This is a genomic window from Mycobacterium sp. AMU20-3851 (assembly GCF_043974665.1).
Classification (GTDB): Bacteria; Actinomycetota; Actinomycetes; order Mycobacteriales; family Mycobacteriaceae; genus Mycobacterium.
Genome location: NZ_CP146371.1, coordinates 3,699,805 through 3,722,358 on the forward strand (window position 1 = coordinate 3,699,805; position 22,554 = coordinate 3,722,358).

Genomic DNA, 22,554 nt, shown 5'->3' on the forward strand with positions numbered 1-22,554 from the left:
CGGCGATGCGAAGATGTCCCGGTGAGTCAGCCCTCTCCGCTCGTAATTCGCATCTCCCCGATGGCCCACATAGCGGTCGGTTTTCTGACTCTCGGAATCTTCGCGCTGATCTACGCGCTGCCGTCCTGGAGCTGGATCCTGATCGTGTTTCCGGTGCTTGCCTCGGTGACCATCGCCCGTTACCGCACGGTCGCCGGCCGCGATGAGGTGACCGCACGCACCCTGCTGCACAGCCGGACGGTGCCCTGGACACGGATCGAGGGTCTGCGCTTCACCCGGTCCTCGTGGGCCCGGGCGAAGCTGACCGACGGCGGCGAGATCACGCTGCCCGCAGTGACGTTCGCGACACTGCCGCTGCTCACCGCGGCCAGCGGCGGCCGCGTTCCGAACCCCTACGAATAAAGCGCGAGACCGACGTTTTTGCGATCTGCCCGAGGGTTTGACCACAAAAACGTCGATCTCGCGAGAAGTGCCTCAGCCCAGCGGGTTGGTGCCGTTGAGCAGCACCCACATGCCGACGCCCACACCGACACCGAGCAGCAGCGCCAGGAACGAGCCGACGAAGGGCCGGCGGGCCCAGCCGCGACCGGCGTCCAGGCCGTAGCGGCCCGGACCGGTCAGGGTCAGCGCCGCGGCGACCAGCACCAGGCTGACCTGGTGCTCGTGGCCGGTCGGGATGACGAAGTCGGCGAAACTCACCCCGGGTTCGGCGGCGATGGACGCCAGCAGCGCGTTGACCAGGTATGCCAGCGCGGCGGCCGCCGCGAGCGGGGTGAACAGGCCCAGCACCAGCAGCAGACCGGCGGCGATCTGGGCTCCGGCCCCGACGTAGGTGAGCAGACCGGCGTGCTGATAGCCGAGTTCGGACAGCGAGCTCTCGAAGCCGTTCAGGCCCGCACCGCCCCACCAGCCGAAGATCTTCTGCAGGCCGTGCACGATCAGCAGGGCGCCCAGCCCGACACGCAGCAGCAGCAATCCGAGGTCGGTGGTACCGCGCCGACCCGCGGCGCGGATCTGCTGGTCAGCGTCGTGCGGGCCGATCTCGGTCGGCACCACGGGCGGCGCCGAGTACGGGTTGGGCTGCACCGGGGAGACGTAGGGCAGCGGTTCGGGATCGTTGAGCAGCGCGAACGCGGGCTGCTCGGGTTTCGCCGCCCCGGTGTCGTAGCGCGGGATGGCGGTGGTTTCGAAGTCGCCCCCGTAGCTCGACGAGGGCAGATCCTCTTCAGGGTCGACCAACTGCGCCGACGCCGGCCGTTGCCAGTCGGTCAGGTTCTGAGATTCAGCGGTCACGCAAGCCAGGGTAAGTGCAACTCTGCGCAGAACAACGGATTGGCGCGGCGCTTTGCGCAGCGTATCCACACCGTTGCCGAGTTGTGACACACGGCCGGTCACCGGGCGACCTTCGTGGCGCGCACCGGGTGAGGATCCGTAACCTGGCCTGCATGAGTGTGGGCGGACCGACGCGAAGCATGCCGGTGCGACTGGCTGTGCTGCTGTGCGCGGCAATGCTGGTCGGGTCGGGATGCGCGCGCTTCGACGACACCCAGTCGCAACCGTTCACCACCGAGCCGCAGATGGCGCCCCCTCCGGCCACCAAGCCCGAGCCACCGCCGCCGCTGCCGGCCACACCGTTCCCCAAGGAGTGCAAGGCGACCGGCGTGCTGCAGGGCTGCCTGGAGAGCACCAGCGGTCTCATCATGGGCGCCGACAGTCAGTCGGCCCTGGTCGCCGAGCGCACCACCGGTGCGGTCAAGAAGGTCGCGACACGGGCGGAGCCGGTGGTCGAGATGGTCATCCCGGTCGACCCGGCCGGCGACGGCGGGCTGCTCGACATCGTCAAATCCCCCACCTATCAGCAGGACAGGCTGATGTACGCCTACATCAGCACGCCGACCGACAACCGGGTGGTCCGCATCGCCGACGGCGACCCGCCCAAGCCGATCCTCACCGGGATCCCGAAGGGCGCGACCGGCAATGCGGGTGCGCTGGTGTTCACCAGCCCGACCACCCTGCTGGTGCTCACCGGGGACGCCGGCAACCCGGGTCTGGCCAACGATCCGGGATCGATGGCGGGCAAGGTGCTGCGCATCGAGCAGCCGACCACCGTCGACCAGGCACCGCAGACCACCGCGTTGTCCGGGCTGGGCGCCGGCGGCAGCATGTGCGTCGACCCGTCCGACGGGTCGCTGTATGTCACCGACCGGGGCCCGACGGCGGACCGGGTCCAGCGCATCACCAAGGATTCCGTGGTCTCCACGGTGTGGACCTGGCCGGACCGTCCCGGCGTCGCCGGCTGCGCCGCGCTGGACGGCACCGTGCTGGTGAACCTGGTGAACACCAAGCAGACCGTGGCGCTGCGACTCGCCCCGGACACCGGCGCGGTCACCGGGGAACCCGAGGTGGTCCGCCAGGACACGCACGGCCACGCGTGGGCGCTGGCGGTGTCCCCGGACGGCAACATCTGGGGTGCCACGGTGAACAGGACCGCCGGGGATGCGGAAAGCCATGACGACGTGGTCTTCCCGCTGTTCCCGTCCGGCGGCGGATTCCCGCGCAGCAACGCCGACAAGACCTGACGGGTTCGGCGCGTTCACCGGCTACCGGTGAACGCGCCGAACGTGCCGGCTAGCTGCAGGCGGCGAGCACCAGTTCGCGCACCCGGGCGGCGTCGGCCTGGCCCTTGGTCGCCTTCATGACCGCACCGACGATCGCGCCGGCCGCCGCAACCTTGCCGCCACGGATCTTCTCGGCGATGTCGGGTTGAGCCGCGAGAGCTTCATCGATGGCGGCCTGGATCAACGAATCGTCGCGCACCACAACCAGACCGCGGTCGTTCATCACCTGCTCGGGTTCGCCCTCGCCGGCCAGCACACCTTCGATGACCTGACGGGCCAGCTTGTTCGACAGCTTGCCGTCGTCGACCAGCTTCACCACCGCGGCCACCTGGGCGGGCGTGATGGGCAGCGCTTCCAGGTCGAGCTCTTTCTCATTGGCCTTCTGCACCAGGAAGTTGCCCCACCAGGCGCGGGCGGCCTCACTGGAGGCGCCCTGTGCCACCGTCGCGGCCACCAGGTCGATCGCCCCGTTGTTGACCAGGTCGCGCATCACCTCGTCGGAGATGCCCCACTCCTGCTGAACGCGCTTGCGCGACAACCACGGAAGCTCGGGGATGGTGGCGCGCAGCTGCTCGACCAGCTCGGTCGAGGGCGCCACCGGTTCCAGATCGGGCTCCGGGAAGTACCGGTAGTCCTGCGCGGTCTCCTTGCTGCGGCCCGCGGTGGTGTGCCCGTCCTCGTGGAAGTGCCGGGTCTCCTGCGTGACGGTGCCCCCGGCACGCAACACGGCGGCCTGGCGACGCATCTCGTAACGCACCGCGACCTCGACGCTCTTGAGCGAGTTGACGTTCTTGGTCTCGGTGCGGGTACCGAATTCGGTTGCGCTCTTGGGCTTCAGCGACACGTTGGAGTCGCAGCGCATCGAACCCTGATCCATCCGTACATCGGAGACGCCCAGTCCCCGCAGCAGATCGCGCAGCGCGGTCACGTACGCGCGGGCGATCTCGGGGGCACGTTCGCCGGTCCCCTCGATCGGCTTGGTGACGATCTCGATGAGCGGCACACCCGCACGGTTGAAGTCGGCCAGCGATGTCGTCGCCCCCGCGATCCGGCCGGTGTCGCTGCCCAGATGGGTCAGCTTGCCGGTGTCCTCCTCCATGTGCGCGCGCTCGATCTCGATCCGCCAGGTGCTGCCGTCCTCCAGCGGGACATCCAGGTAGCCGTTGACGGCGATCGGCTCGTCGTACTGGCTGATCTGGTAGTTCTTCGGCTGATCCGGGTAGAAGTAGTTCTTCCGGGCGAACCGGCCCCAGGGCGCGATATCGCAGTTGAGCGCCAGCCCGATGCGGATCGCCGATTCCACCGCGGCCTGGTTGAGCACCGGCAGCGACCCGGGCAGTCCGAGGCACACCGGGCACACCTGGGTGTTGGGTTCGGCGCCGAACCGGTTCGCGCACGGGCAGAACATCTTGGTGGCGGTGGACAACTCGACGTGCACTTCCATGCCCATCACGGGATCGAACTCGGCGATGACCTCGTCGTAGTCCAGAAGTTCGGCGGTATCGACAGACATGGCACCGATCCTAGTGGGGGCCGGTCAGGCCGAGAACGCCCTAGTGGGCGTAAGCGCTGTCAGCCGAAGAACTCCGCCGCGTCGTCGTAGCGGGTCTGCGGCACCAGCTTGAGCTGCCGGGTGGCGTCGGCCAGCGACACCCGGCCGATGTCCTGCCCGCGCAGCGAGACCATCATCCCGTACTCACCGGCATGCGCGGCGTCGGCGGCGTTCACCCCGAACCGGGTGGCCAGCACCCGGTCATAGGCGGTCGGCGTGCCGCCGCGCTGCACATGGCCGAGCACGGTGGTGCGGACCTCCTTGTTGATGCGCTTCTCGATCTCGACGCCGAGTTGATGGGCCACCCCGGTGAACCGCACGTGCCCGAACTCGTCGATGCCGCCGTCCCGCAACTGCATCGACCCCTCGGCCGGTTTGGCGCCCTCGGCGACCACACAGATGAAATGCGAATCCCCGCGCACGAAGCGCGCTTTGATCAGCCGGCAGACCTCCTCGACGTCGAAGGGCTGTTCGGGGATCAACGTCATGTGTGCGCCGGAGGCCAGGCCGGCGTTCAGCGCGATCCAGCCGGCATGGCGGCCCATCACCTCCACCAGCATCACCCGCTGATGGGATTCCGCCGTGCTGTGCAACCGGTCGATCGCCTCGGTCGCCACCTGCAGGGCGGTGTCGTGACCGAAAGTGACGTCCGTGCAGTCGATGTCGTTGTCGATGGTCTTGGGGACCCCGACCACCGGGACGTTCTCCTCGGACAGCCAGTGCGCCGCGGTGAGAGTGCCTTCCCCACCGATCGGGATCAACACGTCGATGCCGTTGTCCTCGAGGGTCTGCTTGATCTGGTCCAGCCCGGCCCGCAGCTTGTCCGGATTGACCCGCGCGGTGCCCAGCATGGTGCCACCCTTGGCCAGCAAGCGGTCGTTGCGGTCGTCGTTGCGCAGCTGGATCCGGCGGTCCTCCAGCAGTCCCCGCCAGCCGTCCTGGAAACCGACCACCGTGGATCCGTAGCGCACATCGCTGGTGCGCACCACGGCCCGGATCACCGCGTTCAGTCCCGGACAGTCACCGCCCCCGGTCAGGATTCCGATCCGCATATCCGCAATCTTGCCAGCTTCGGTGCCACCCGGCGCGGTCACCGGACAACGTGTGAGATTCCGGCTGCCGGGTACCCGAACCGCACAAGCGACGACCGAAAGCAGCCATGACCGCCCTACCTCCCGACCCCGACCCGCGCTCGACCCCCGGCCTCGAGCCCGGCGGCGGCGTCTCCCCCGGCAGCACACCGCCGGATTCGGCGCAGACCTCCGGACTCGGCGAGCCCGAGCCCCGACCGCGCCACAAACTCACCCCGACCGCTGTCGTCAGCCTGGTCGCGCTCGCCCTGTTCGTGGCCTTGTTCGTCGCCGCGGGCATCGCGATCCTGATCCAGATGTGAGGACGGACGCCGAAGACGAACGGAAACCGCCATGGCAGACGATGTCGCCGACCATATCCTCGCCCGTCTGCGCGAATGGGGCGTCCGCCACGTCTTCGCCTACCCCGGTGACGGCATCAACGGCCTCGTCGCCGCATTCGGACGCGCCGGGGACGATCCCCGGTTCATCCAGACCCGTCATGAGGAGATGGCCGCCTTCGCCGCCGTCGGCTACGCCAAGTTCAGCGGTGCGGTCGGCATCTGCATGGCGACCTCGGGCCCCGGGGCGATCCACCTGCTCAATGGCCTCTACGACGCCAAGCTCGATCACGTGCCGGTGGTGGCCATCGTCGGGCAGACCGCGCGCAGCGCGATGGGGGGCAGCTACCAGCAGGAAGTCGACCTGCAGGCACTGTTCCAGAACGTCGCCAGCGACTACCTCGTCGAGGTCAACACCTCCAGTCAGCTGCCCAATGCGCTCGACCGCGCCATCCGGACCGCCCTGACCCGCCGGGCGCCGACCGCGATCATCGTTCCCGCGGACCTACAGGAGGAGCCGTACTCCCCGCCCGAGCACGCCTTCAAACAGGTGCCCTCGAGCCCACCGGGCGGCGGTAGCCCCACAACCTCGCCCGATCCGCGGCTCGTCGAGCAGGCCGCGGCCATCCTCAACGCGGGTTCCCGGCCGGCGATCCTCATCGGGCAGGGCGCCCGCTCGGCGGCGCCGCAGGTCTGTGAGGTGGCCGAGATTCTCGGTGCAGGAGTCGCAAAAGCCTTGCTGGGCAAGGACGTTCTGTCCGACGAGTTACCGTATGTGACCGGATCCATCGGGCTGCTGGGCACCCGGCCCAGCTACGAGCTGATGCGCGACTGCGACACCCTGTTGATCGTCGGATCGAATTTTCCGTACTCGCAATTCCTTCCGGAATTCGGCCAGGCCCGCGCGGTTCAGATCGATATCGACGGCACCGCGATCGGCATGCGCTATCCCACCGAGGTCAACATCGTCGCCGATGCGGCCGCCACGCTTCTCGAGCTGATCCCGCGGCTGAAATCCGCCCCCGATCGCTCCTGGCGGGACACGGTGGAGCGCAACGTGTCCGATTGGTGGCAGACCATCGAACGGCAGGCATGTACGCCGGCGGACCCGGTCAACCCGATGCGCGTGGCATCGGAGCTGTCCCCACGCCTTCCGCACAACGCCATCGTGACGGCAGATTCGGGCTCCTCGACGAACTGGTATGCGCGGTGCCTGCGCTTCACCGACGGGATCCGCGGATCCCTGTCCGGGACGCTGGCCACCATGGGCGCCGCGGTGCCCTACGCCATCGGCGCCAAGTTCGCCCACCCGGACCGCCCGGCGATCGCACTCGTCGGCGACGGCGCGATGCAGATGAACGGTCTGGCCGAACTGCTCACCATCAGAAGGTATTCAGACGAATGGTCCGACCCCCGCCTGGTCATCTGTGTCTTTCACAACAACGACCTCAACCAGGTCACCTGGGAGCTGCGCGCAATGGGTGGCGCACCCAAATTCGAACAGTCGCAGTCACTTCCGGACGTCTCCTACGTCGACATAGCCCGATCCATGGGCTTGCAGGCGATCTCGGTCGACGACCCCGAACAGGTCGGCCCGGCCTGGGACACGGCACTGTCCGCGGGCGGGCCCATCCTCATCGACGTGCGCTGCGACCCCGAGGTGCCGCCGATTCCACCGCACATCACCTTCGACCAGGCCAAGGACCTGGCCGCCGCCATGGTCCGCGGCGACCCCAACCGTTGGCACCTGCTGATGCAGGGCGCCAGGATCAAGGCCAAGGAGTTCCTGCCCGGCCGCTGATCCGGTCTCAGATCGCCGACGGAAGCGCCCCGCGCGCCGTCTCGTACGCGGCACCCACCCGGTAGAGCCGGTCGTCGGCGTGCGCAGGGGCCATGATCTGCAGGCCGACGGGCAGATTGTCTTCCGAGGCCAGCCCGGCCGGCACCGACATACCGCAGTGCCCGGCCAGGTTCAGCGGCAGCGTGCACAGGTCGAACAGGTACATCGCCAGCGGATCGTCGACCTTCTCCCCCAGTCGGAAGGCGGTGGTCGGCGTCGCGGGTGAGACCAGCACGTCGACCTTCTGGTAGGCCTCGTCGAGGTCACGCGCGATCAGCGTGCGAACCTTCTGCGCCTGGTTGTAGTAGGCGTCGTAGTAGCCGGCCGACAACGCATAGGTGCCGATCATGATGCGGCGCTTGACTTCCGGGCCGAAACCGGCGGCGCGGGTCAGGGCCATCACCTCTTCGGCACTGTGCGTGCCGTCATCGCCGACCCGCAGACCGAACCGCATGGCGTCGAAGCGCGCCAGGTTGGAGGACACCTCCGACGGCAGGATCAGGTAGTAGGCGGCCATCGCGTGATCGAAGTGCGGGCAGTCGACCTCGCTCACCTCGGCACCGAGCGCGGTGAGCTGCTCGACGGCGGTGTTGAACGCGGCGAGCACGCCGGGCTGGTAGCCCTCGCCCCGCAGCTGCTTCACCACGCCGACGCGGACACCCTTGAGATCCCCCTGGGCTCCGGCCCGGGCCGCGGCCACCACGTCGGGCACCGCGACGTCCACCGAGGTGGAATCCCGCGCGTCGTGACCGGCGATCACCTGGTGCAGCAGGGCGGTGTCGAGCACCGTGCGTGCACACGGCCCGCCCTGATCCAGTGAGGACGCGCACGCGACCAGACCGAACCGGCTCACCGTGCCGTAGGTGGGCTTCACCCCGACCGTGGAGGTCAGCGCCGCCGGTTGGCGGATCGAGCCACCGGTGTCGGTGCCGATCGCCAGCGGCGCCTGGAATGCGGCCAGTGCCGCGGCGCTGCCGCCGCCGGAGCCGCCGGGCACCCGGTCGGTGTCCCACGGGTTGCGGGTCGGACCGAACGCCGAGTTCTCGGTCGAGCTGCCCATCGCGAACTCGTCCATGTTGGTCTTGCCGAGGATCGGGATCCCGGCCGCCCGCAGCCGCGCGGTGACGGTCGCGTCGTACGGCGGGGTCCAGCCCTCCAGGATCTTCGACCCGCAGGTGGTCGGCATGTCCGTGGTGGTGAACACGTCCTTGAGCGCCAGCGGCACCCCGGCTAGCGGGGACGGCAGTTGTTCACCGGCGGCCACCTTGGCGTCCACCTCCGCGGCCGCGGCGAGCGCACGGTCGGCGGCGACATGCAGGAATGCGTGGTACCGCTCGTCGGTGGCGTCGATCTGGTCCAGGTGTGCCCGGGTGACCTCGGTGGAGGACACCTCCTTGGCGGCGATCCGGGCGCCGAGGGTCGCGGCATCTTCACGAATCAGGTCGCTCATTCGGGCTCCCCAAGGATCCTGGGCACGGCGAACCGGCCGTCTTCGGCACGCGGCGCGGCGGCCAGTGCCTCGTCCTGCGCCAGACCGGGCAGCACGGTGTCCGGCCGGGTCACGTTGACGCTCTTCAACGGATTGTCGGTCGGTTCGACGCCGGTGACGTCGACGGACTGGATCTGGCCGACGTGGGCCAGGATGGCGTCGAGTTGGCCTGCGAAACTGTCCAGCTCGCCGTCTGTCAGGGCGAGCCGGGCCAGCCGCGCCAGGTGCGCTACCTCGTCCCGGGAAATCTGTGACACGACAAAACAGCCTAGTCGCCGGTGGGCCCGAATCCCCCGGGTGCCCCGCCGTTGCGCCTGTGACAGGGTGATGGCCGTGCCGTCTTATCTGCTGCGGGTCCAGCTGGAGGACCGACCGGGCAGCCTCGGCTCCCTGGCCGTCGCGCTCGGCTCGGTGGGCGCCGACATCCTGTCCCTCGACGTCGTCGAGCGCGGAACGGGATACGCCATCGACGATCTGGTCGTCGAACTGCCGCAGGGCGCCATGCCGGATTCGCTGATCACCGCGGCCGAACACATCAAGGGTGTCCGGGTCGACAGCGTGCGCCCGCACACCGGCCTGCTGGAGGCGCACCGCGAACTCGAGCTGATCGACCACATCGCCGCGGCGCACGGTCGCGCCGACCGGCTGCGGGTGCTGGCCGAGGAGGCCCCCCGGGTGCTGCGGGTGGGCTGGTGCACCGTGGTCCGGTCCGCCGGGGCCGGAATCGAGCGCATCGCCGCCAGCAGCGGCGCCCCGGAAACCCCGGCCGAGACGGCCCCCTGGCTACCCCTGGACCACGCCACGGCGCTCGACGGCACCGGCGACTGGGTGCCGCGGGTCTGGCGGGACATGGACATCGCGCTGGCCGCGGCCCCGCTGGGTGACCCGCACACCGCGGTGGTCCTCGGCCGCGCCGGCGGCCCGGAGTTCCGGCCGTCGGAGGTGGCCCGCCTCGGGTATCTGGCCGGGATCGTGGCCACGATCGTTCGCTGAGCGCAGCTGTGCGGTTGCTGTGAGCGACCGGGTACGGTGGAAAGCACGCATCCGCTGCCGAACCCGATGAAAGGTGTTGTGTGGGGGAACTACTGATCGTCCTGGCCATCGTACTGCTCGCCGCGGGCGTCATCGTCTTTCTCGTCGCACGCAACCGGCCCAAGCAGCCCGCCCAACCTGCCGACCGTCAGGATCCGCTCCGGTTCGCTTCCCAGACCGAGACTTTCGGGCCGCGCCAGCTGGGGCCGGGTGCCATCGTCAGCTACGGCGGCATCGACTATGTGGTACGCGGCTCGGTGACCCTGCGCGAAGGTCCGTTCGTATGGTGGGAGCACCTGCTGGAAGGCGGACCGGAGCCGGTCTGGTTCAGCGTGGAGGAGGACGAGGGCCGGCTCGAACTGGTGTGGTGGATCAAGCGGTCCGGCCTGCCGGCTGAGCCGGGCAGCAGCATCGACGTGGACGGGATCACCTACTCCGTCGACGAGAACGGCCGGGCGTCCTACACCACCGAGGGCACCACCGGACTGCCCGCCGGCGGCGAGATGGATTACGTCGACTACAGCAGCGCGGACGGCGAGGCCCGGCTCGGTTACGAACGGTGGGCGCCGACCATGGCGTGGGAGGTGTCCCACGGGAGGCCCGTGCGCGCCGGGGAGCTGACCGTCTACCCGGCCCCACCGGCCGGTTCCTAGGTACCGCGTTGCCGTTGCACCGACTGCGTGTCGTCCCCGCCGATGTCAGCGGCGCCGGTCTGCGTCTGACGCTCAACGCCCCCGCACCCACCCCGCTCGCGACCTGCACCCTGCCCCACCCCGGTGGCGCCGACCTGGTCCTCGGGGTGCTCGGCGCATCGCACGTCATCACCGTCACCGACCCGGAACACCCGTTCTCCGAACAGGTTTCGTGCACCGACCAGGCCGTCGGCGCGGCGCTGCCCGGCTCTGCCGAGGCGCCCGGGTACCGGCTGCGCTCGGACACCCGCACCCTGGGCGAGGACGCTTTCCGCAACGTCGCCACCGACCTGCGGCACCGCTGTGAGCACGAGGACGGCTGGCTGGGCGGCAGCTTCCCCGGCGACGAGGCCGCCCTGACCGCGCTGTGGGCTGTGCCGGACGGCCCCGGCTGGCATTGGCAGACCTGGCATCTGTACCCGGCCGGTGACAACGGCGGCGGCACCGTCGTGCACACCGAGAGCCGGTGGCGTCCGTGAGCCGCAACGCCTTGTTCGCACTGTCCGGGGTGCTGGTCGTGCTCGGGGCGGTGGCGCTGATCGCCGGAATGGCGATGCTGAACAAGGACATCCGCAGCCACATCGGCGAGAACTACCGGCAGTACTCGGCAGACGGCGGGGACGGACGCTACGAGTGCAGTGGTTCCCCCATGTCGGTCGCCGACGATCTGGCCGCCTACGACGCGCCCGAATCGCGGGCCGGCGACCGGGGCAGCGAGTACCTGCGCTATCCCGACGACATCGTCATCGTCGGACCGGACGGGGCGTATCCGTGCAGCATCCGGGTCGAGGACATCAATGCCCGCTACAGCGGTGGCGGATTCATCTTTCTGGGTCCGGGTTTCACGCCGGGCTCGCCGGCGGGCGGCTCGGGTGGCAGTCCCGGTGGACCCGGCGGTACGAAATGACCGAACTGATGAGAAGGAGCAGCCGATGTTGATGGCACTGGAGTTCGGCACCGTCGACGGTGGCGCGCTGGCCCAGAACGCGGTCGCGGCCGTCCTGTACTTCATCGTCGGGATCGTGGTGCTCGGCGCCGGATTCCTGATGGCCGATGCGCTCACTCCGGGCAGCCTGCGCCACCTGGTGTTCGTCGAGCGCCGGCCCAATGCCGTCGCCGTCGCCTCCGGCATGTACGCCGCGCTGGCGTTGGTCACCGCCACCGCCATCATCGCGAGCTCCGCCGAACTCGGGCAGGGACTGGTCGATGCGCTGGTGTACGGGCTGGTCGGGGTGGCACTGCAAGGCGCGGCGCTGGTGGTGCTGGAAGTGCTGGTGCCGGGGCGTTTTCGCGATCTGATCGCCGATGAGAAACTGCACCCGGGAGCGATCGCCACCGCGGTGATCCTGCTGTGCGTCGGAGGGGTGAACGCAGCCGCGCTGTCATGACTGTGACGACGCGTTGGCGGGCGCTGCTGCTGGCCGCGGTGGCGGCCTGCGCGGCGTGCGGGCTGATCTACGAACTCGCCCTGCTGACGCTGTCGACCAGCCTGCACGGCGGCGGGATCGTGGCGACGTCGCTGATCGTGGCCGGTTATGTGGCCGCGCTCGGGGCGGGCGCTTTGTTGGTCAAGCCGTTCCTCGGGTACGCCGCCATCACCTTCATCGCGGTCGAGACCCTGCTCGGTGTGATCGGCGGATTATCAGCTGCCGCAATGTATGTGGCGTTCGCGTTCATCGGCGGGTCGCTGTGGGTGCTGGTGCTGGGCACCGCGGTGATCGGCGCCCTGGTCGGCGCCGAGGTGCCGCTGCTGATGACCCTGCTGCAGCGGGGCCGCACCGCTGGGGCGGCGGACGCCGGCCGGGTGCTGGCCAACCTGAACGCCGCGGACTATCTGGGTGCCCTGATCGGCGGGCTGGCGTGGCCCTTCCTGGTGCTGCCGCAACTCGGGATGATCCGCGGTGCCGCGGTGACCGGGATGATCAACCTGGCCGCCGCGGCGATCGTCGCGATCTTCTTGTTGCGCAGCATCCTCAGCCGCCGTCAGCTGGCGTCGGCGCTGGCGGTGCTCACCGTGGCCGCGCTGACCCTGACCACGCTGATCGTGGCGGCCGACGGAATTCAGAGCACCACCCGGCAACGGCTCTACGCCGACCCGATCATCGCCTATCAGCAGTCCGCCTATCAGGAGATCGTGGTGACCCGCCGCGGTACCGACACCCGGTTGTATCTCGATGGCGGACTGCAGTTCTCCACTCGCGACGAGTACCGCTACACCGAGAGCCTGGTGTATCCGGCGCTCGCCGAGGATGCCCGGTCGGTGCTGATCCTCGGCGGTGGGGACGGTCTGGCGGCCCGCGAGCTGCTGCGAATGCCGCAGGTGCAGCGCATCGTTCAGGTGGAACTGGATCCGTCGGTAATCGAGCTGGCGCGCGGCGCGCTGCGCGACACCAACGGCGGCGCGCTGGATGACCCGCGGGTCGAGGTGGTCGTCGATGACGCGATGACGTGGTTACGGTCGCCCGGCGAGCTGCCCGCGGGCGGGTTCGACGCGGTGATCATCGATCTGCCCGACCCGGACAATCCGGTACTGGGGCGGCTGTATTCGACCGAGTTCTATGCGCTCGTGACCCGGGTGCTGGCCCCCGACGCCCTGGTGGTGGTGCAGGCGGGCAGCCCGTTCTCCACCCCGAACGCGTTCTGGCGGACGGTGTCCACGCTGGGTTCGGCCGGTTTCGCGGTGACTCCGTACCACGTGCATGTACCGACCTTCGGCGACTGGGGGTTCGCACTCGGGCGCCGTGGCACCTCGGCGCCCACACCCACGGTGCCCGCGGGCGCTCCCCCGCTGCGGTTTCTGACCCAGCCGGTGCTCGACGCGGCGACGGTGTTCGCGCCGGACAACGCCCCCCGAAGTCTGGAGCCCTCGACCCTGGACAACCCGAGGATCGTGGAGGACATGCGGGCGGGCTACCGCTAGGACCCCTCCGACTCCGACTCCGGCTCGGGTGCCGGGGCCGGTCCCTCGTCGAGCAGCCTGCGGAACCCGTCCTCGTCGAGCACGGGCACCCCGAGCTCGATCGCCTTGTCGTACTTGGATCCCGGGGCATCCCCGGCGACCACGTACGACGTCTTCTTCGACACCGAGCCCGCGGCCTTGCCGCCGCGGGCGAGGATGGCTTCCTTGGCTTCGTCCCGGGAGAACCCGGTCAGCGAACCGGTCACCACGATGGACAGGCCCTCCAGGGTGCGTTCGACCCCGGCGTCCCGCTCGTCGACCATCCGGACCTCGGCGGCGCGCCACTTGTCCACGATGGCCCGGTGCCAGTCCACCTCGAACCATTCGATCACCGCCGCGGCGATGGTGGGACCGACACCTTCCACCGCGGCCAGCTTGGCCTCGGAGGCCTCGATGATGGCGTCCAGGCTGCCGAACTCGCCGGCCAGCGCGCGCGCCGCGGTCGGTCCGACATGCCGGATGGACAACGCGACGAGCACCCGCCACAACGGCTGGCCTTTCGCCTTGCCCAGGTTGGCCAGCAGCCGTTTGCCGTTGGCCGACAGCTCACCCTTCTTGGTGGTGAACAGTTCGGTGCGCAGCAGGTCCTCTGCGGTCAGGGCGAACAGATCGCCCTCGTCGGTGATCACACCGGCCTGCAGCAGCGCGGTGGCCGCCTCGTAGCCCAGCCCCTCGATGTCGAAGGCGCCCCGACCGGCGGCGTGGAACACCCGCTCCCGCAGCTGCGCCGGGCAGCTGCGGGTGTTCGGGCAGCGGATGTCGGCGTCCCCCTCCTTGGCCGGCGCCAGCGGGGTGCCGCATTCCGGACATGTTGTGGGCATGACGAATTCGCGCTCGGTACCGTCGCGCAGGTCGACCACCGGGGCCAGTACCTCGGGGATGACGTCTCCGGCTTTGCGCAACACCACGGTGTCACCGATCAGGACACCCTTGCGTTTGACCTCGGTGGCGTTGTGCAGGGTCGCCAGCCCGACGGTGGACCCGGCGACCTTCACCGGCTCCATGTAGGCGAACGGGGTGACCCGGCCGGTGCGTCCCACGCTGACCCGGATGTCGAGCAGCTTGGTGGTGACCTCTTCGGGCGGGTATTTGTAGGCGACCGCCCAGCGGGGAGCCCGCGATGTCGCGCCCAGCCGGCGTTGCAGCGATACATCGTCGACTTTGACGACCAGACCGTCGATCTCGTGCTCGACGTCGTGGCGGTGCTCGCCCCAGTAGGCGATGCGCTCGGCGACGGCGGCGATGCCCTGCACCTTCGTGGTGTGGGTGGACACCGGGAGTCCCCAGGCGCCGAGCGCCCGGTACGCGTCGTGCAGGGAGGCGGGGGTGAATCCCTCCACCTTGCCGAGGCCGTGGCAGATCATCCGTAGCCGGCGCCGCGCGGTGACGGCCGGGTTCTTCTGGCGCAGCGAACCGGCCGCGCTGTTGCGCGGATTGGCGAACGGCGGCTTGCCCTCGGCCACCAGACCGGCGTTGAGTTCTTCGAAATCGGCGAGCCGGAAGAACACCTCGCCCCGGACCTCGAGTATCGATGGAACCGGGAATTCGTCTGTGCCGGTGAGCCTTTCCGGGACATCGTCGATGGTGCGGGCGTTGAGGGTGACGTCCTCGCCGCTGCGGCCGTCGCCGCGGGTGGCACCGCGCACCAGTACCCCGTCGCGGTAGACGAGTGCGAGCGCGACACCGTCGATCTTCAGCTCGCACAGATACTCGGTATCGGCTCCGGTCTCGGCGCTGATCCGCGCCGCCCAGGCGGACAGCTCATCGGTGTCGAATACGTTGTCCAGGGACAGCATCCGTTCCAGATGGTCGGCCGCGCCGAAGTCGGTGGCGAAGCCGGCACCACCGACCAGCTGGGTCGGCGAGTCCGGGGTGCGCAGTTCCGGGTACTGGTCCTCGATGGCCTGCAACTCGCGCAGCAGGCCGTCGAACTCGGCGTCCGAGATGACCGGCGCATCCTTGACGTAGTACCGGAACTGATGACCACGCACTTCCTCGGCAAGTTCCTGCCAGCGACCACGGGTATCGGCGTCCGGTGAGCTCACTCTGGCCAGGCTAGTGCAGGGCGCCGACACGGTTAAACTGCGACCTGTGCCGCATCCGGTGATGTTCTCCGACGACGATTTCGGCCTGGCCGAGGTGCGCGCCCGGGCCCTGGATTTTCCGGGGGCCTTCGAGAAGGTGGCCTGGGGCCGGCCGGTGTTCTGCGCGACGAAGATGTTCGCCATCTTCGGCGGCAACCTCAAGGGTCCCGATGGGATGCAGCCGTACCCCTACTCGCTGTTGGTCAAAGTCGACGAATCCGACCGCCGGGCCCTGGAGCAGGACAACCGGTTCTATTTCCCGGCCTATCTGGGGCCGTTCGGCTGGCTGGGCCTGGATCTGACCGCGGCGAAGGTGGACTGGGACGAGGTGAGCGAGTTGCTCGATGCGTCCTACCGGATGGTGGCGCAGAAGCGGCTGATCAAGGAGCTCGACGCACGTTAGGCCTGCACCGGCGCCGGTTACCACAGAAAACTCCGAACCTTCCCGAATCTGCCGTTGATCACCACATTTACGTGGTAGAAACTTTCCCAGCACAGACCGGTCACCGGGGATGACCGGCAGTCGCATTCGCTCGGGAGGCTTGGGATGCGCACGTTCACCGCGCCACGGTTCATGCCCTATCTGTCACGCGCGGCCAACGTCGCGATAATTTTCGTCGCCATCGGCGTGCTGGTGTTCCTGTCGAGCATCGGCGTCGGCGTCCGACTGATGGCCGGGACGCTGCTGGTGATGGGCGGCAACAGCAATCCCACCAGCCAGGGCATGGAACACGGCCTGGGCGGAAGCCCGCTGCCGCCCGGCACCCCGAACAACACCGGGTTCCCGTCCGGGGTGCCCGGCAAGGGTTATTTCGACCCGAACAACCCGGACTCACCGTACTTCGGTTACAACTACCAGCCCGTTCCGTGGCCGTCCCAACTCCCGCTCACCACCGGATGGGACGGCAAGACCACCTTCGAGCAATCCCAGCGCGGTGGACTCACCGCGCTGCAGGCCGCGATCGACTCCGCGCTACAGACCGGCGAACCGGTGACGGTGGTGGGCTACTCGTCGAGCGCCAATGTCGTCGTCCGCGAGTTGCGGCATCTGAAGTCGATCGGCTCCCCGGACGCCGACAAATTGAGCTTCATCATGGTCGCCGGCATGAACCGGCCCAACGGTGGTTTGGCGCAACGCTTCCCGGGATTGTTCGTTCCGTTCTTCGGTATCAAACTCGACGGCTCCACGCCCACCGACACCCAGTACGAAACGCTGGACGTCAGCTGGGAATACGACACGGTCTCGGATTTTCCCAACTACCCGCTCAATCTGTTGGCGACGCTGAACGCGTTGCTGGGCTTCACGCTGCACATCAACTATCTGCCGGCCAGCCTGGACGGTCCCCGGGCCCGCCCGGACTACAAGGACCCCGACAGCAACATCACCTATGTCACGCTCGCCGCACCGTACCTGCCGCTGCTGCTGCCGTTGCGTCTGCTCGGGGTGCCCAAGCCGTTGCTGGATCTGGTCGAACCGGCGCTGAAGGTGCTCATCGATCTGGGGTACAACCGGTCCATCAACCCCGGCACCCCCACCCCGGCCTCGCTGTTGCCCACCCCGCAGCGACTGCTGGCGCTGCCGTTCGACCTGATCGACGCCATCGGAGTCGGTATCCGGCACGCCCTGAACCCGAACTGGGATCGGGTCACCACCCCGGACCCGGCACTCGAAGCCGATCTGGTTGCGGCGGCGCGGACGACGGACCACGACGCGGCAGATCTTCAGCCGGCGGCGACCGCCGACGTCGTCGAGTCGCTCGACGCGGGCGTGCAGACCCAGTCCGGGGCCGGCGAGGGCACCGACGGTGTCGCCGATACCGTCGAACCCGTTGTGGTCAGCGAGGTTCCCCAAGTCCCCGATACCGCCGAGGTGGTGGCCGAGGAGACTGAGGTCGCCGACGAGACCGACATTGCCGGTGAGCAGCCGGTCCTCGCGGAACTCGAACCCGAACTGCCGGAGTCCACTGCGGTCACCACGCGGCAGCGGGTCCGCGGAGTCGATGCCGACCTCGGCGCAGACGATCCGTCATCCGAGAACACCGATACCGCCCCGGCCGACGGGACCGCTCGGCAGGGCGGCACCGGTGACGGCTCGGCGGACGGCGGTGCTGATCCCGGGGCCGATACCGGCGGTGCCGACGCGGACAAGGCCGCCTGACCCCGCCGGGGCTAGGTCGACGTCAGGAATCCGCGCAGCCGGTCCAGCACCAGCTCCGGGCGTTGCTCGACGATCCAGTGCCCCACCCCGGCAACCAGTTCCAGCTCGAAGTCCGCGCAGTGTTCGGGCAGGACACGTAGCAATTCCGGGGTGAGTACCGAGTCGTCGGTGCCGTGCAGCCAGCGCACCGGCACCGAGACATGGTGATCGTCGAACTCGCCGCGCATCCAGCGGGCGGCTTCCCGGGTCTGGAAGGTGCGGTACCAACGTGAACCCGCCTCGGCATAGCCGGGTCGGCGCATGCAGGCGACGTAGAACGCGATGTCCTCCGGTGGGGTCTCGAAATCGCCGCCGACCCACGAGCCGAGCAACTTGAAGAATCGGGCCTTGGGGTCGGCGATCACCTTCGGACCGATCACCGGCAGCAACATCGGGATCTGGTACCACATCCGCCAGATGTTGATCAGTGCCGTGCGGTCGTGCTTGAGCCACGGCACCGCGGTGTTCAATCCCATGAAGGCGGCCACCTTCTCGGGATGGCGCAGCATGAAGATGGTGGCGACCGGTCCGCCCCAGTCGTGGGCCACCAGCTTGACCGGCCCGACCCCCAGCCGGTCGCATACCGCGGCAAGGTCGTCGGCCATGTCGTTCTTGAGGTAGCGGTCTCTGGGCGCCGAGCTCCAGCCCGCGCCGCGCAGGTCCGGGCACAGCACCCGGTACCCGTCCTCGGCCAGCGGCCCGATCAGCTCGTGCCACTCCCACCAGTTCTGCGGGAAGCCGTGCACCAGCATCACCGGCGGTCCGTCGGCCGGGCCGGCGTCGGCAACGTGGATGGTCACGCCCGCCCCGAGATCGACGAAGCGGTGCGCTACCCCGGGCAGGTCGGGCGGGTTGTCCATGACGACAATGTACGTTATCCAGTACCGCTGGTAACGCATGGGCGTTCTCGGCTCGCCCCCACCCACCCCGACGGCGTGGTTCGATAAGGAGTGCCATGAGTATCCAGAGCCCGTATCCCCCGGTCGAGATCCCTGCAGTCAGCGTCTACGACTACCTGTTCACCGACATCGACCCCACGGTCGGTGATCAGGTCGCACTGGTGGACGCCCCCACCGGCAACACCACCACCTACCGGCAACTGGTCGAGCGGATCGCCGCCTTCGCCGGTGCACTGGCGGCCCGCGGGCTGGGCGCCGGGGACGTGGTGGGCCTGCTCGCCCCGAACAGCGCGGCGTTCGCCGTCGCGTTCCACGGCATCCTGCGGTCCGGGGCGACGGCCACCACCGTCAATGCGCTGTTCACCGCCAAGGACATCGCCAAGCAGCTCACCGACTCCCGTGCGAGGCTGCTGATCACCGTTTCCGCGCTGCGCGCCCAGGCCGTCGAGGGCGCAACGACTGCGGGCCTGGACGAGTCGGCGGTCATCGTGCTCGACGGACCAGGCGCGGCCGCCGACGGCCACCCGAATGCCGACGATCTGCTGGGCCCGGCGCACCCGGCGCCACAGGTGAGCTTCGACCCCGCCACCCACCTGGCCGTGCTGCCGTACAGCTCGGGCACGACCGGCAACCCCAAGGGGGTGATGCTCACGCATCGCAACCTGGTGTCCAACGTCGCGCAGATCCGGCCACTGCAGGACATGACATCCGGTGATGTGGTGCTGGCGGTGCTCCCGTTCTTCCACATCTACGGGATGACGGTGCTGCTGAACGCCGCGCTGCACGCCCGCGCACGGTTGGTCATCATGCCCGCATTCGACCTGACGGCCTTCCTGTCCAACATCGCCGAGCACCGGTGTACGCATGCCTTCATCGCCCCACCGGTGGCGGTGGCGCTGGCCAAGCATCCGATGGTCGATCAATTCGATCTGTCCTCGTTGCGCGCCATCATGTCCGGCGCCGCGCCGCTGGACGAGGAGCTCGGCTTGGCCGTCGCTGCACGCCTGGGTTGTGCGCTGGTGCAGGGCTACGGGATGAGCGAGCTCAGCCCGGTCAGCCACATCACCCCGTTCGACGGTGGCCGGGCACTGGTGGGAAAGGCGGCGCCGGTCAGTTCCTGCGGGTGGACGGTGCCGAACTCGGAGTCCAAGCTCATCGACCCGGTGTCCGGGGAGGAGATCGGGCTGCCCGCGGCCGGACTGAGCGAAACCGGTGAATTGTGGTTCCGGGGCCCCAATGTCATGGTCGGCTACCTGAACAACGAGGCCGCCACCCGCGAGACGATCGACGGGGACGGCTTCCTGCACACCGGCGATCTGGCCCGGGTCGACGCGACCGGCTGCGTGTTCATCGTCGACCGGCTCAAGGAGCTGATCAAGTACAAGGGGTATCAGGTGCCGCCGGCCGAACTGGAGGCCGTGCTGCTGACCCACCCCGCGATCGCCGACGCCGCCGTCATCGGGGTCACCGAGCCGGAGTCCGGCGAGGAGGTGCCCAAGGCGTTCGTGGTGCGCCAGCCCGACACCGAGGTGGATGAAGCCGCGGTGATGGCGTTCGTCGCCGAGCAGGTGGCGCCGTACAAGAAGGTCCGGCAGGTGGCCTTCATCGATGCGATCCCGAAGTCGGCGGCGGGCAAGATCCTGCGCAAGGACCTTCGCGGACGATAGTCCGCGTGTTCCGGCGGACGATAGTCCGCGTGTTCCGGCGGACGATAGTCCGCGTGTTCCGGCGGACGATAGTCCGCGTGTTCCGGCGGACGATAGTCCGCGTGTTCCGGCGGACGATAGTCCGCGTGTTCCGGCGGCGATCGCTAGACCTGCGGCAGCACCCCGACCGAGCGTGCAGCCCGCGCCTGCCGGTAGCCGAGCGCCGCACCGGCCATCGGGATCAGCAGCAATCCGAGAACGCCGAACAGCGAGGTCATGGGCTGGCCCGGGCGCCGGTCCGGCGCCAACGGTGGTGCCGGCAGGGCCAGCTCGGCAATCCATGGGGCCGAGATCCGCCGGGACGGCGGCAGCACCGCTGCGGGAGCCGAGGGCTCCGGCGCCACGACGGCCGGGGCGCCGGCTGGCGCGCTGGTGGCCGGCTGCGGACGCGGACGCGGGGTCACCGTCACGGGATCGGCGGTCTCGTCCTCGACGACGTTCCCGGCACCGAACCGTCCCGCACCGGGCGGCACGAGCTCGGCGACCGGACGCCGGCCCGAACCACCCGTGGTCGCGTCGGCCCCCCGGGCGGATCTGGCCGTGCGCACGGTCCGGGCGCCGTCGGCGCTGGGCACCGACGGTCGGTCGGCCTGTCCCGACGTGGTCCGTGCGGTGGTCGAGTCGCTGGTCCGTGCGGTGGTCGACTCGCTGGTACGTGCGCTCGTCGGCTCGCTGGTGCGTGCGGTGACACCGGAATCTGCGCTGCGCAGCGCGTCCTGTGTCGGTTCGGTCAAGGTCCATGGCGGCAGCGAGCCGTCGCGCGCCTCGACCCATTCGGACCGACGCCCGCCGTCGCCGCGCGAATCATTGCTGGGAGCGCGTCCGCGCGGCGTTTCACCGCCGCGCCCACGGGCATCGTCCCGGGAATTGGACTGTCCGGAGTGCGAGCCGCGCGACCCCGGGTCGGAGGCGGCGATGGGCGCCGGCCCGATGAGCAGCGTCAATGCAACCGCCGCCCCAGCGCCGGTCGTCATCAACCGCTTCCACAAAAACACGTGCCCCCTCACCGCTCGGGACAGCTTACGCCCCCGCGATGTTTGCCGGTCAGATTCCGTCCGGATCGACGGCCAATCCGTCGGACGCCTTCTGCACCAGACCGATCGCCGTGCGGGCCCATTGCTCGGTCGCCCCGGCCAACCCGCAGGCAGGGGTGATGCCGATCCGCTCGCGCAGAACCGAGCGGCCGAACCCCAGCCGATCGGTGACCGCCGCGGCCGCTTTGGCGACGTGCTCGGGCTCCCAGCGTCGTTGCTGGGCGGTGCCCGGGATCACCCCCAGCAGCACAGTCCGCCCGGACTCCACGAACTCACCCACCCCGTCCAGATCACCGGCCTGCAGCGTCGACACATCCACCGACAGTGCGGGTAACCGGCTGCGCTGCAGCAGCTTCCACGGCAATTCGGGAGCGCAGCTGTGCAATGCGACCGCACCGCCCAACGCGTCGACGCAGTCGTCGAGCAGGGCCGCGGCCAACTGTTCATCGAGCGCGGCCACCGGTGACAGGCTGGTCACCCCGGCAAGCCGGCCGGCCAGCGCGTCCGGCAGCGACGGCTCGTCCAGTTGCACCACGACCTCGGTGCCCAGCCGCCGGGCCACCTCCGCGCGGTGCGCGCCCAGCCCCTCGGCCAGCGATCCGGCGAGGTCCCGCAGCGCCCCGGTGTCGGTGATGGCACGGTGACCGTTGGCCAGCTCCAGTTGTGCGGCCAGCGTGAACGGTCCAGCGGCCTGCACCTTCACCGGCCGCCCCGAGCCCCGCAACCCGGCCTTCTCCCAGGCTTCCTCCAGGGCGTCCAGATCCTCGTTGAGCATGCTGACTGCGCGTCGCAGCACCGAACTGCGGCCCGGCGCGATGCGGTAGGACCGCGCCACGGTGTCGATGCCGATGTCGACCAGCAGCGCGCCGGTGCGCCCGATCAGGTCCGCACCCACGCCCCGGGCGGGCAGCTCGACCAGGTGCGGCAGCGTGTGCAGTTCACCGACGACGATCTCGGCGGCCTGTCGTGCGGAGGTACCCGGCCACGATCCGATGCCGGTGGCGGCGGCGAAAACACTCACGCCGCCAACCGTATTCGATG

At 69.2% G+C, this 22,554-nt stretch carries 22 protein-coding genes; 13 read left to right on the top strand and 9 right to left on the bottom strand.

The window, feature by feature from the left end; all coding sequences use genetic code 11:
- Positions 1-60: 60 nt before the first annotated feature.
- Positions 61-402, top strand: coding sequence for a PH domain-containing protein (locus V4U86_RS17805; protein WP_395307269.1), 342 nt, complete (start codon positions 61-63; stop codon positions 400-402).
- A 72-nt stretch (positions 403-474) separates the two neighbouring features.
- Here V4U86_RS17805 and V4U86_RS17810 read toward each other — a convergent pair whose 3' ends face one another.
- Positions 475-1,293 (bottom strand): DoxX family membrane protein, encoded by an 819-nt coding sequence (locus tag V4U86_RS17810; RefSeq protein ID WP_395307270.1) that lies wholly within the window; start codon positions 1,291-1,293, stop codon positions 475-477.
- Positions 1,294-1,472: 179 nt separating this feature from the next.
- On the opposite strand from V4U86_RS17810, the gene V4U86_RS17815 reads away from it, so the two are divergent.
- Positions 1,473-2,579, top strand: coding sequence for a PQQ-dependent sugar dehydrogenase (locus tag V4U86_RS17815; RefSeq protein ID WP_395312100.1), 1,107 nt, complete (start codon positions 1,473-1,475; stop codon positions 2,577-2,579).
- A 49-nt stretch (positions 2,580-2,628) separates the two neighbouring features.
- On the opposite strand, the gene gatB is transcribed toward V4U86_RS17815, so the two are convergent.
- Both gatB and V4U86_RS17825 read right to left on the bottom strand, forming a co-directional pair.
- Positions 2,629-4,131, bottom strand: coding sequence for an Asp-tRNA(Asn)/Glu-tRNA(Gln) amidotransferase subunit GatB (gene gatB / locus V4U86_RS17820; RefSeq protein WP_395307271.1), 1,503 nt, complete (start codon positions 4,129-4,131; stop codon positions 2,629-2,631).
- A 59-nt stretch (positions 4,132-4,190) separates the two neighbouring features.
- On the bottom strand, positions 4,191-5,222 hold the full coding sequence (locus V4U86_RS17825; RefSeq protein ID WP_395307272.1) for an ATP-dependent 6-phosphofructokinase: 1,032 nt from the start codon (positions 5,220-5,222) through the stop codon (positions 4,191-4,193).
- A 107-nt stretch (positions 5,223-5,329) separates the two neighbouring features.
- Here V4U86_RS17825 and V4U86_RS17830 point away from each other — a divergent pair, with 107 nt between their 5' ends.
- On the top strand, positions 5,330-5,563 hold the full coding sequence (locus tag V4U86_RS17830) for a DUF6480 family protein (protein WP_395307273.1): 234 nt from the start codon (positions 5,330-5,332) through the stop codon (positions 5,561-5,563).
- A 31-nt stretch (positions 5,564-5,594) separates the two neighbouring features.
- Positions 5,595-7,382 carry a thiamine pyrophosphate-requiring protein gene (locus tag V4U86_RS17835; protein ID WP_395307274.1) on the top strand — a complete coding sequence of 596 codons (1,788 nt, stop codon included), beginning with the start codon at positions 5,595-5,597 and terminating at the stop codon, positions 7,380-7,382.
- Between the two features lie 7 nt (positions 7,383-7,389).
- Here V4U86_RS17835 and gatA read toward each other — a convergent pair whose 3' ends face one another.
- The gene (gene gatA / locus V4U86_RS17840; RefSeq protein WP_395307275.1) at positions 7,390-8,871 is read right to left on the bottom strand and encodes an Asp-tRNA(Asn)/Glu-tRNA(Gln) amidotransferase subunit GatA; all 1,482 of its coding nucleotides are present in this window, start codon (positions 8,869-8,871) and stop codon (positions 7,390-7,392) included.
- Entirely contained in the window at positions 8,868-9,167 is a 300-nt protein-coding gene (gene gatC, locus V4U86_RS17845; RefSeq protein ID WP_395307276.1) for an Asp-tRNA(Asn)/Glu-tRNA(Gln) amidotransferase subunit GatC, read from the bottom strand. The genes gatA and gatC overlap by 4 nt, the downstream gene beginning before the upstream one ends.
- 76 nt (positions 9,168-9,243) lie before the next feature.
- On the opposite strand from gatC, the gene V4U86_RS17850 reads away from it, so the two are divergent.
- The 6 genes from V4U86_RS17850 to V4U86_RS17875 all read left to right on the top strand — a co-directional run bounded on the left by V4U86_RS17850 (position 9,244) and on the right by V4U86_RS17875 (position 13,554).
- Positions 9,244-9,903 (top strand): amino acid-binding protein, encoded by a 660-nt coding sequence (locus tag V4U86_RS17850; RefSeq protein ID WP_395307277.1) that lies wholly within the window; start codon positions 9,244-9,246, stop codon positions 9,901-9,903.
- A gap of 80 nt (positions 9,904-9,983) precedes the next feature.
- A complete protein-coding gene (locus V4U86_RS17855) occupies positions 9,984-10,595 on the top strand; it encodes a DUF4178 domain-containing protein (RefSeq protein ID WP_395307278.1) in 612 nt (203 codons plus the stop codon).
- 8 nt (positions 10,596-10,603) lie between these two features.
- Positions 10,604-11,113, top strand: a complete 510-nt coding sequence (locus tag V4U86_RS17860) for a DUF2617 family protein (protein WP_395307279.1) — start codon at positions 10,604-10,606, stop codon at positions 11,111-11,113.
- Positions 11,110-11,541, top strand: coding sequence for a DUF4247 domain-containing protein (locus V4U86_RS17865; RefSeq protein WP_395307280.1), 432 nt, complete (start codon positions 11,110-11,112; stop codon positions 11,539-11,541). The genes V4U86_RS17860 and V4U86_RS17865 overlap by 4 nt, the downstream gene beginning before the upstream one ends.
- 25 nt (positions 11,542-11,566) lie before the next feature.
- Positions 11,567-12,022, top strand: coding sequence for a DUF350 domain-containing protein (locus V4U86_RS17870; protein ID WP_395307281.1), 456 nt, complete (start codon positions 11,567-11,569; stop codon positions 12,020-12,022).
- Entirely contained in the window at positions 12,019-13,554 is a 1,536-nt protein-coding gene (locus V4U86_RS17875) for a polyamine aminopropyltransferase (protein WP_395307282.1), read from the top strand. Before V4U86_RS17870 ends, V4U86_RS17875 begins: the two co-directional genes overlap by 4 nt.
- Here V4U86_RS17875 and ligA read toward each other — a convergent pair.
- On the bottom strand, positions 13,551-15,638 hold the full coding sequence (ligA, locus tag V4U86_RS17880) for an NAD-dependent DNA ligase LigA (RefSeq protein ID WP_395307283.1): 2,088 nt from the start codon (positions 15,636-15,638) through the stop codon (positions 13,551-13,553). The two genes, V4U86_RS17875 and ligA, sit on opposite strands and share 4 nt — an antisense overlap.
- 46 nt (positions 15,639-15,684) lie before the next feature.
- On the opposite strand from ligA, the gene V4U86_RS17885 reads away from it, so the two are divergent.
- Both V4U86_RS17885 and V4U86_RS17890 read left to right on the top strand, forming a co-directional pair.
- The gene (locus tag V4U86_RS17885) at positions 15,685-16,080 is read left to right on the top strand and encodes an MmcQ/YjbR family DNA-binding protein (RefSeq protein ID WP_395307284.1); all 396 of its coding nucleotides are present in this window, start codon (positions 15,685-15,687) and stop codon (positions 16,078-16,080) included.
- A gap of 144 nt (positions 16,081-16,224) precedes the next feature.
- On the top strand, positions 16,225-17,835 hold the full coding sequence (locus tag V4U86_RS17890) for a PE-PPE domain-containing protein (protein WP_395307285.1): 1,611 nt from the start codon (positions 16,225-16,227) through the stop codon (positions 17,833-17,835).
- 11 nt (positions 17,836-17,846) lie between these two features.
- Here the strand turns inward: V4U86_RS17890 and V4U86_RS17895 are convergent, their stop codons facing one another.
- Entirely contained in the window at positions 17,847-18,734 is an 888-nt protein-coding gene (locus tag V4U86_RS17895) for an alpha/beta fold hydrolase (protein WP_395307286.1), read from the bottom strand.
- A 95-nt stretch (positions 18,735-18,829) separates the two neighbouring features.
- On the opposite strand from V4U86_RS17895, the gene V4U86_RS17900 reads away from it, so the two are divergent.
- A complete protein-coding gene (locus V4U86_RS17900; protein WP_395307287.1) occupies positions 18,830-20,440 on the top strand; it encodes a 4-coumarate--CoA ligase family protein in 1,611 nt (536 codons plus the stop codon).
- A 143-nt stretch (positions 20,441-20,583) separates the two neighbouring features.
- On the opposite strand, the gene V4U86_RS17905 is transcribed toward V4U86_RS17900, so the two are convergent.
- Both V4U86_RS17905 and V4U86_RS17910 read right to left on the bottom strand, forming a co-directional pair.
- Complete coding sequence (locus tag V4U86_RS17905) at positions 20,584-21,453, bottom strand: hypothetical protein (RefSeq protein WP_395307288.1); 870 nt, start codon at positions 21,451-21,453, stop codon at positions 20,584-20,586.
- A gap of 70 nt (positions 21,454-21,523) precedes the next feature.
- The gene (locus V4U86_RS17910; protein WP_395307289.1) at positions 21,524-22,534 is read right to left on the bottom strand and encodes a methionine synthase; all 1,011 of its coding nucleotides are present in this window, start codon (positions 22,532-22,534) and stop codon (positions 21,524-21,526) included.
- Positions 22,535-22,554 lie beyond the last annotated feature (20 nt).